Annotated in this window: 9 protein-coding genes and 2 pseudogenes; 3 read left to right on the forward strand and 8 right to left on the reverse strand. The window is 44.5% G+C overall.

Annotation, left to right across the window (positions count from 1 at the left end):
• Nucleotides 1-209: hypothetical protein (locus BM122_RS24520; RefSeq protein WP_218152177.1), on the forward strand; the 209-nt coding region annotated here is incomplete at its 5' end.
• Here the strand turns inward: BM122_RS24520 and BM122_RS19590 are convergent.
• The 3 genes from BM122_RS19590 to wrbA form a co-directional block, all read right to left on the reverse strand.
• A complete protein-coding gene (locus BM122_RS19590; protein ID WP_074907179.1) occupies nt 181-519 on the reverse strand; it encodes a c-type cytochrome in 339 nt (112 codons plus the stop codon). The two genes, BM122_RS24520 and BM122_RS19590, sit on opposite strands and share 29 nt — an antisense overlap.
• Before the next feature lie 75 nt (nt 520-594).
• The gene (locus BM122_RS19595; protein WP_256212233.1) at nt 595-1,320 is read right to left on the reverse strand and encodes a DODA-type extradiol aromatic ring-opening family dioxygenase; all 726 of its coding nucleotides are present in this window, start codon (nt 1,318-1,320) and stop codon (nt 595-597) included.
• Nucleotides 1,321-1,475: 155 nt separating this feature from the next.
• Complete coding sequence (gene wrbA, locus BM122_RS19600) at nt 1,476-2,099, reverse strand: NAD(P)H:quinone oxidoreductase (protein WP_074907182.1); 624 nt, start codon at nt 2,097-2,099, stop codon at nt 1,476-1,478.
• Between the two features lie 448 nt (nt 2,100-2,547).
• Here wrbA and BM122_RS19605 point away from each other — a divergent pair.
• Nucleotides 2,548-3,451 (forward strand): annotated as a pseudogene (locus BM122_RS19605) (ADP-ribosylglycohydrolase family protein); the annotation flags it as partial.
• A gap of 409 nt (nt 3,452-3,860) precedes the next feature.
• On the opposite strand, the pseudogene BM122_RS26380 reads toward BM122_RS19605, so the two are convergent.
• The 5 genes and pseudogenes from BM122_RS26380 to BM122_RS19620 form a co-directional block, all read right to left on the reverse strand.
• Nucleotides 3,861-4,391, reverse strand: a pseudogene (locus BM122_RS26380) (transposase).
• 42 nt (nt 4,392-4,433) lie between these two features.
• Complete coding sequence (locus tag BM122_RS24535; protein WP_218152180.1) at nt 4,434-4,661, reverse strand: transposase; 228 nt, start codon at nt 4,659-4,661, stop codon at nt 4,434-4,436.
• A gap of 336 nt (nt 4,662-4,997) precedes the next feature.
• Complete coding sequence (locus BM122_RS25565) at nt 4,998-5,204, reverse strand: hypothetical protein (protein ID WP_256212236.1); 207 nt, start codon at nt 5,202-5,204, stop codon at nt 4,998-5,000.
• Nucleotides 5,201-5,563, reverse strand: a complete 363-nt coding sequence (locus BM122_RS25570) for a hypothetical protein (protein WP_256212237.1) — start codon at nt 5,561-5,563, stop codon at nt 5,201-5,203. The genes BM122_RS25565 and BM122_RS25570 overlap by 4 nt, the downstream gene beginning before the upstream one ends.
• Nucleotides 5,564-5,631: 68 nt before the next feature.
• Entirely contained in the window at nt 5,632-6,381 is a 750-nt protein-coding gene (locus BM122_RS19620) for a hypothetical protein (protein WP_074907184.1), read from the reverse strand.
• 283 nt (nt 6,382-6,664) lie between these two features.
• Here BM122_RS19620 and BM122_RS19625 point away from each other — a divergent pair, with 283 nt between their 5' ends.
• Nucleotides 6,665-7,000 (forward strand): YnfA family protein, encoded by a 336-nt coding sequence (locus BM122_RS19625; RefSeq protein ID WP_074907186.1) that lies wholly within the window; start codon nt 6,665-6,667, stop codon nt 6,998-7,000.
• Nucleotides 7,001-7,285: the final 285 nt, after the last annotated feature.

Raw genomic sequence — 7,285 nt, forward strand, 5'->3', positions numbered from 1 at the left:
TCGTGATTCTGGTGATGACATCGTTCTTCCTTGTAAAAAGTTCAAGGATAGCGATCATGTATCTGGGTGTTAATGTGGAAGGGTTGGAGGCTTACGGAATACCGAGGAATAATAAGGTTCCGCTGGTGAGCATGCCCTTGATGAGGCTACGTCGAGTTTCATCCATGGGATGTGACCTCCTTAATGCTGAGATTCTTTTTGTGAAATGAAATCAGCCAGTTTTGCCAGTGATTCATCATCAATCTTGGAAGCACGAAAGGCCGGCATGGCCCGGTTTCCGTTACGAACGATTGTGCGGATATAAGCTGTGGGAAGTGCACGATTGCGGATTGGTGGTCCGACATCGGCTTCATGACAATAAGCGCAAATTTTGGTATAAATTTCTCCACCATCCTTCCACGCAAGGCCAGTGCTGAGTTTCTCTTCTTGTGCTGACCATGCACTGCTTATCGCGGCGAAGATAACTACGAACATAAAGCCGAAGACTCTAACTACGCTTCCCAATCTTGTTTCTTTCATACTGATCCTCCGCAGAATTTCAGTGAGATGGTTGATGGGGCGCTACGTATTTATTCAGAAAAGCTAGTAAAGCTGCTACTGCCACAGAAAGCTCGTAACCTTTTTACCCATGATCTCCTGATTAAACACGACTTTGGCGATCGGGGTGTCGGTACAGGCAATACCGTAACAGACATGTAATGGTAATAGATGGTCTTCTCTAGGGTGGCAATATCGAGCAGAGGGAGTTTTCTGCCATTCAATCAATCTTTGCTCGCGCTCCTCTGGCAGAAGAGCTTTGCTGGTACACGTTTCTATCAGCCATCTGTCAAACTCATCGTTTTCTTGGTCGCCATCATTGCCTTTTGAAAAGAACCGCTTCAAATTATGAAAGGACATTCCTGAGCCAACAATCAGAACGTTTTTCTTTCTTAAAGAGGTGATGGCTTTTCCCAAATTGATGTGCTGTCCTGGGTCTAAATTCTTGAGTAGGGATAACTGAATGCAGGGAATGTTCGCCTGCGGATACATCAGCATAAGCGGAATAAACATGCCGTGATCAAAGCCCCGTTGTTCGTTCAATTTAACTGGAATGCCACGGGCTGTTATCAATTCAAGGAGTTCTTGCGCTAACTGCGGATGACCTGGGGCAGGGTATTGAATTTGGTATGCTTCCTCAGGGAATCCGTAATAATCATAGATCAATTTAGGATGGCTGCTGCTCGTGATGGTTGCTTGATCCTCTTCCCAATGTGCACTGATGACTAATATTGCTGAAGGTTGACTTAAATTTTTTACAATCTCTCTTAGAAAAGAAGCCATTTTCTCATGCCCTTTATCGCCCAGAATGGGTAATGGCCCCCCACCATGCGGTATATATAAAACTGGTGATAGCATTTCTGATGGTTGATTGTCGATATACTTATTCCCTATAGCAAGAAAGATGAATATATTCCAATCATGAGAGGAATTTCTTGTTACATTCCCTCTTGAGCAACTGGTCGGGCTAGTTTCCTGGTTATTTTTGCCACATGAGCTCCCTGAAAGCGAGCAATTTTTAGTTCATTTTCTGACGGTTGGCGGCTGCCATCTCCTCCGGCAAGCGTGCCCGCTCCATAGGGAGAGCCTCCGGTAATTTCACTCATATTCATGATTTCCTGGCAGGAATAGGGAACGCCTACAATGATCATGCCGTGATGTAATAAAGTAGTATGAAATGAGGTAATGGTCGTTTCTTGGCCGCCGTGCTGGGTAGCTGTGGACGTGAATACGCTGGCGACTTTACCGATCAAGCTGCCTTTCACCCATAACCCGCCAGTCTGGTCAAGAAAGTTGCGCATTTGGGCGCACATATTGCCGAATCGGGTTGGTGTACCGAAGATAATGGCATCAAAGTTCGGTAATTCATCTACTGTCGCAATCGGCGCTTCCTGATCAAGCTTGACGCCTGCCTTGCGTGCCACTTCTTCGGGTATCAGTTCAGGCACACGCTTGATAGTAACTTCTGTCTCATCAACATTGTTAGCTCCTTCTGCTACCGCTTTTGCCATTTTTTCGATATGACCATACATGCTGTAGTAAAGAACGAGAACTCTCTTCATACTGTACCTCCTGATTTCGGGATTCAATTAGTGGCCTGGGTTCAATTCTCCATTTTTACTTTTGATAGATCTTAATTCTTGAAAAGGCTTTTACGATTTTTACTCCTGAATTAAATTTATAGCAATAAATATTTTGAACATAAGATTGCATACACTAACTTAACTCTCGTCTAGAGTTTTTGGGAAACCCTTGATGAAAGGGCTAAATTATTAAATGTCATTAAAGATGGGTATTCTCAAACGCTACGATATAAGTATTTCACTTAAGCTATTTATTGATTTATCTTTATTTTGCGGTTGATTTTTCTCTACCGGTCAGATTTAAGAGTTTTACGTTACGGCATTAGCTCGTAACATTTTTGTAGACTGCCTAAATAGAGTATAAAGTCCAGAAAAAGGAAAAGATATGACGACAAATACAATTAAGGATCGTGCTATGGGAGCTATCATGGGTGCATTCATTGGAGATGCGCTAGGCTTGGGTCCCTATTGGTACTACGATCTTACCGAGCTTCGCCGCGATTATGGGGAGTGGATAGATGATTATATCGATCCTAAACCTGATCGGTACCATGTTGGTTGTAAAGCTGGCCAATTATCTCAGGCTGGTTTTATCTTGGCACTCACTATTCGTTCGCTTATCGAATGTGGTGGCTATAATGAAGAGGACTTCTGTCGGCGAATGGATGAAGAGCTTTTTCCACTGCTCGATGGCACTCCTGTGAGTGGACCTGGCAACTATACAAGCCAATCAATCCGTGAAGCATGGCGGCGGCGCATCGAACAGAAATTGCCTTGGGGACAAACAGGGGGGGCATGCCGATACGACTGAGGCGATTGAACGCACGCTTGCGATTGCTGTTCGTTATGCATTCCAGCCTGATGATATGGCGGCAGCGATCACCAACAATACGATGCTGACCCAGACTGATCACATTGTCGTCTCGGTGACAGTAGCTTTTGGAGCTGTCCTTGGACATTTAGTACAAGGCCATATTCTCGATACCGAACTGTCAAAAAAACTCATGGAATTAGTTAAAAATGGCAAGCTCCCTTTTCATGCGGTAACTCATGATGATTTAAAGCCACCAAGACTCGGCGACCCGGATACACCCCGTGCTGGTCGTTTTGCTTCTCCTAATGCCCTGCTTACTCCTTCTTATATGGCAGCAGCTGCAGCAGATCCGTCTATTCGGCCAGAGCCTGCGTGGAAAGTATCCATTGTGTATGGGATGCCTTGTGCAATTTATCATCAGATACCGGCAGCTTATTATTTGTCGGCACGGTTTCACAATGATTTTGAATCAGCTATTCTTCATGCCATCAATGGTGGCGGACAGAATCAGGCGCGGGCGATTCTCACGGGGGCACTCACGGGTGCCCAAACTGGCCTATCTGGAATTCCACAGCGGTTTCTTGAAGGACTTGAGGGCTATGCTGATCTTATAAGACTGGCTGATAATCTCGCGTCTAAGGTTGGTAATTCCTGAGCTTATATTGAAACTTATTCCCTTATTTATCAATTTGATCTAGGTTCTTAAGTTATAAGTGTGTTCCGAAAAGTAATCCACCAAGGCTTTGGTGTAGCTTAACTTCGTAGATGGAGTAGCGTTGATGCGTTGGGGCGCAGCAGGAGTTCGTGTCGCGCTGACAGTTATAGCCACCCACCACTCTGTTACACCCTATAACAGACGCACAGCGTGTATGCGTGAAATGTTGTCTTTGGTGACTCGACTAAGAAACTGTTTGGAAAGTCCTATTTTATGTCAAGCGCCTCAACATAATGCGGGTCATGGCGATATAAACCCAGGTTTCATCCGTCCGGGAGAGGCGCTCATAGCTTTTACTCAGTCTGCGTAAATGGTTCAGCCAGCCAAAAGTACGCTCGACTACCCCGCGACAAGGCAATAGTACAAATTTCCTGGTTTCCCTGGGGCGCAACACCCCCTCCTCCAGACAGAATTTAAACCGTTGTGTGACGCAGTCTATTAAACGACCGCCATCATAGCCACTATCTACCTAAATCCTCCTCAATTTTTTGCACCCTCCCGGCAAGTGACGCAACAGCAGGCGGGCACCGTCACGGTCCTGCACACTGGCGCTAGTGGCTACCACCGCTAACCGTCATCCCAGTGTGTCTACCAGAATATGGCGTTTACGACCATTGATCTTCTTGCCTGCATCGAAACCACGCTGACCAGGAATTGCGGAACATTTGACGCTTTGACTGTCCAGGCAACCTTCCGTTGGAGGTTTGTGTCGGCCACATTTTTCTCGCAAGCGAGAACGCAACCAATGATGAAGACGTTCCCATGTCCCGTTATAGGACCAGCGCTAAAAATAGGAGTAAACTGAGCTCCAGACCGGGAATTCACGAGGCAATTGTCGCCATTGACAACCTGTTTTTAGAACATACAAAATTGCATTGACCACCTGACGCATACTCAACTCTCGTGGCCTCCCCACGGCTGATACTGGCAGATGGGGTTTCAAATAACGCCACGCTCCATCACTCAGGTTGCTCGCATAACGTTTCTTCCATTTTTTTTGTAGATTCATCATATTGTCTGCTAATAGCAAAAAGACGCTACATTAATCCAGAACTCACAATTTCCAAACAGTTTCTAAGTTCAATTATACATTCTCCGAATAGAGAATAATTTCCTCCGCCTACCAATGCTGAAAATAAACCACTTGATTAGTCCGAGCGTAATGCATTGATTTATATGATAAAAAAAATGAAAACTTGTGGACTTCACACTTACATGACGGGTAGGGGTGGAGAGAATAATGGCGCAAAGAGAGAGGTATGGGTCTAACTCGACAATCAGGTAGAAGTGAGTAATGGCGAAAAATATAGGTTTATTTTAACAGATAGTAAAAATAAGTATTGAATAGCTAATCAATCAATATATGCCCAAAAATAGCAAAAATACCAATAGCAATGCCGGTAATAAACTTTGCGTGCACCAAATAAGAAAATTTCCTTAGTTCAGTTGGTGTGTAATGCAAAGTCAGAAATAGGCCAAAGATTCCTTGCCAAATAACCAAAGCCAGTAAGGTAGGGAAGAACAAGATGTGGCTGTAGCGTGAAAATCCCATCATTGAATATGCAGCAGAATAACGGCTACAGCTGCGATACCAAAATAAACATGCGTACGGTTCATCCATATCATCAAACGGTTTAGGTAGGATGGGCCAATAGGGGAGGTATAGTTTGGAAGCAGACGTCGCGCCAATTTTCCTTGACCCAACAGCAGTTTAAGAAAGGTACGAAAATAAATAAATGCCAATAGCGCCAAGCCAGCATTACCAAAACCTTCACCGATTTCAGTCAGGAATGTTTCTCGCTCTTCAGGTATAAAGTGAAACAAGTAGGCATAAATATAATACGCAGCAGAAATAAGCGAGATAACAAAAGTGTAAATGAGAATGCTGCGGATATTCTTAAATGAATATTGCATGATTGATCGGTAAATGGATATCAATTATCAGCTTTATAGGAGTCTCTTTATTAAGGAAGTAACGTGTTTCACCGTGATGCTGCGAGATGTCGCACAGCAATAGCGGGATTGGCGTGGTGGAGGTCATGATGACAGGTAGCCATAAGACTGTCATGTCCGAAAAATAGTGCAAACAACCATGCTGCTCTTCGAGAAAATTTCTGTGGATAGACGCCGTATGATTTTCCTCTACGGTGCAAGCAGTAGAAGAAGGAAAAAGAACTTATTCCGTAGGCGAGGCGAATGGGTAGCCAGTACCATAAGAAGATGGACTCGCTTACGACAACCAACAACACGAATACCGCCAACCGTAACAGCATTCCTCGTATTAGCTCGGCGTCCATACCTTGCTGTATAATCCAACGAAAAAAGCTTTGCTCCGGTACAGTTAGTGCATTGATAAATCCCCACAATTTACTACCTCTCAATTGAAAATACTCAGGATCCAGAGGCGTTGCCATGTATCGATGATGGCGAAAATGAATATTGCGGTGTTCTCGGTAGCCTAGCTGAAATGGGGTAAGAAGTAGAGGCAGCAAACGAGTCAATGGATCAACTTCACGGTCATTGCTAATATGAAACAGCTCGTGAATAGAAAGCATCCAGCGCGGCACGAGTGCTCCCATACTGAATATTAAACTCCACGAAGGCGCCCAGCCGACCAGTGCAATCACCACGTGCAAATAAATGAGAGCAAGCCACACAAGGCTTAGCGTTCGATAGCGTACTGCGTCTGTTTGTGTGGTAAGGTGAGCCGCAGGAACAGCGCTATGATTCATTTCTCCTCTCATCCTGCCTCTTGCTACCATGAAAAAGCTAAAAAGAATAAACTGCTTTTATATAATCAGCAAGATATAGCGTAACCAGTTAAGAATGATTCAGAATATATAGAATTTGAAGAGCATCTCAATGGTTTGGTTGTGTTGTTTATGCAGTGCTTTGGCGTATGCCTATTTGTGCTAGATGAGACAATGAGAATACTCTTTGAATCATTTCTACCTGGTTTTGCTATACTTTCTGGCAGCAATGTGTATTAGCCGCCGTCATGTAGCCAACATCATTATGGAATTTTTGAGGATATCGTTATTGTTCGCCATCACTGCCGTGGCTGAGATCTTGGGCTGTTATCTGCCCTGGCTAGTTCTTAAGCAGAATAAGTCGGCATGGTTGCTGATTCCGGCTACTCTTTCGTTGGCGCTGTTTGCGTGGCTGCTGACCCTGCATCCGACTGCGGCAGGGCGCACCTATGCCGCGTATGGTGGAATGTACATCGCCGTTGCTTTAGTTTGGCTTCACTTTGTGGAGGGGGTGGCTCTGACGCGCTGGGACGTAGCGGGAGCCTGTATCGCACTGATAGGCATGGCTATCATTGCGCTACAACCGATGGCAGATGCATAGTGTGCATGTGTGAGAAGCTGCCTTATTCCAATTTGCACTAAAAACTAGAGTTTAGAGTAAACCATCTCCCACAGCTGGGATTTTTTCCAACTTAAATGACGTAAAGCAATTGATCTTTTTGTCGTATTACCTGTTGTTGCGTTATTCCTATCCTGAATTCCAATTTTTATTCCAATCTGGTGGCATGAATTTTTTATATTTTGCATGCCACCATGACCGAATAGCGATATGTCTTAAAATATTGACCAGTCCTTTACGAATCTGCCCGGCAGTTTGAGGCTGATG

It is taken from the genome of Nitrosomonas communis, from assembly GCF_900114745.1.
Lineage (GTDB): Bacteria > Pseudomonadota > Gammaproteobacteria > Burkholderiales > Nitrosomonadaceae > Nitrosomonas > Nitrosomonas communis_A.

Excerpts from the sequence above, each read along its gene's own strand:
- BM122_RS19590 (WP_074907179.1), bottom strand. The coding sequence starts at position 519 with ATGAAAGAAACAAGATTGGGAAGCGTAGTTAGAGTCTTCGGCTTTATG.
- BM122_RS19595 (WP_256212233.1), bottom strand. The coding sequence starts at position 1,320 with ATGGCTTCTTTTCTAAGAGAGATTGTAAAAAATTTAAGTCAACCTTCA.
- wrbA (WP_074907182.1), bottom strand. The coding sequence starts at position 2,099 with ATGAAGAGAGTTCTCGTTCTTTACTACAGCATGTATGGTCATATCGAA.
- BM122_RS24535 (WP_218152180.1), bottom strand. The coding sequence starts at position 4,661 with ATGATGAATCTACAAAAAAAATGGAAGAAACGTTATGCGAGCAACCTG.
- BM122_RS25565 (WP_256212236.1), bottom strand. The coding sequence starts at position 5,204 with ATGATGGGATTTTCACGCTACAGCCACATCTTGTTCTTCCCTACCTTA.
- BM122_RS25570 (WP_256212237.1), bottom strand. The coding sequence starts at position 5,563 with ATGCAATATTCATTTAAGAATATCCGCAGCATTCTCATTTACACTTTT.
- BM122_RS19620 (WP_074907184.1), bottom strand. The coding sequence starts at position 6,381 with ATGAATCATAGCGCTGTTCCTGCGGCTCACCTTACCACACAAACAGAC.
- BM122_RS19625 (WP_074907186.1), top strand. The coding sequence starts at position 6,665 with ATGGAATTTTTGAGGATATCGTTATTGTTCGCCATCACTGCCGTGGCT.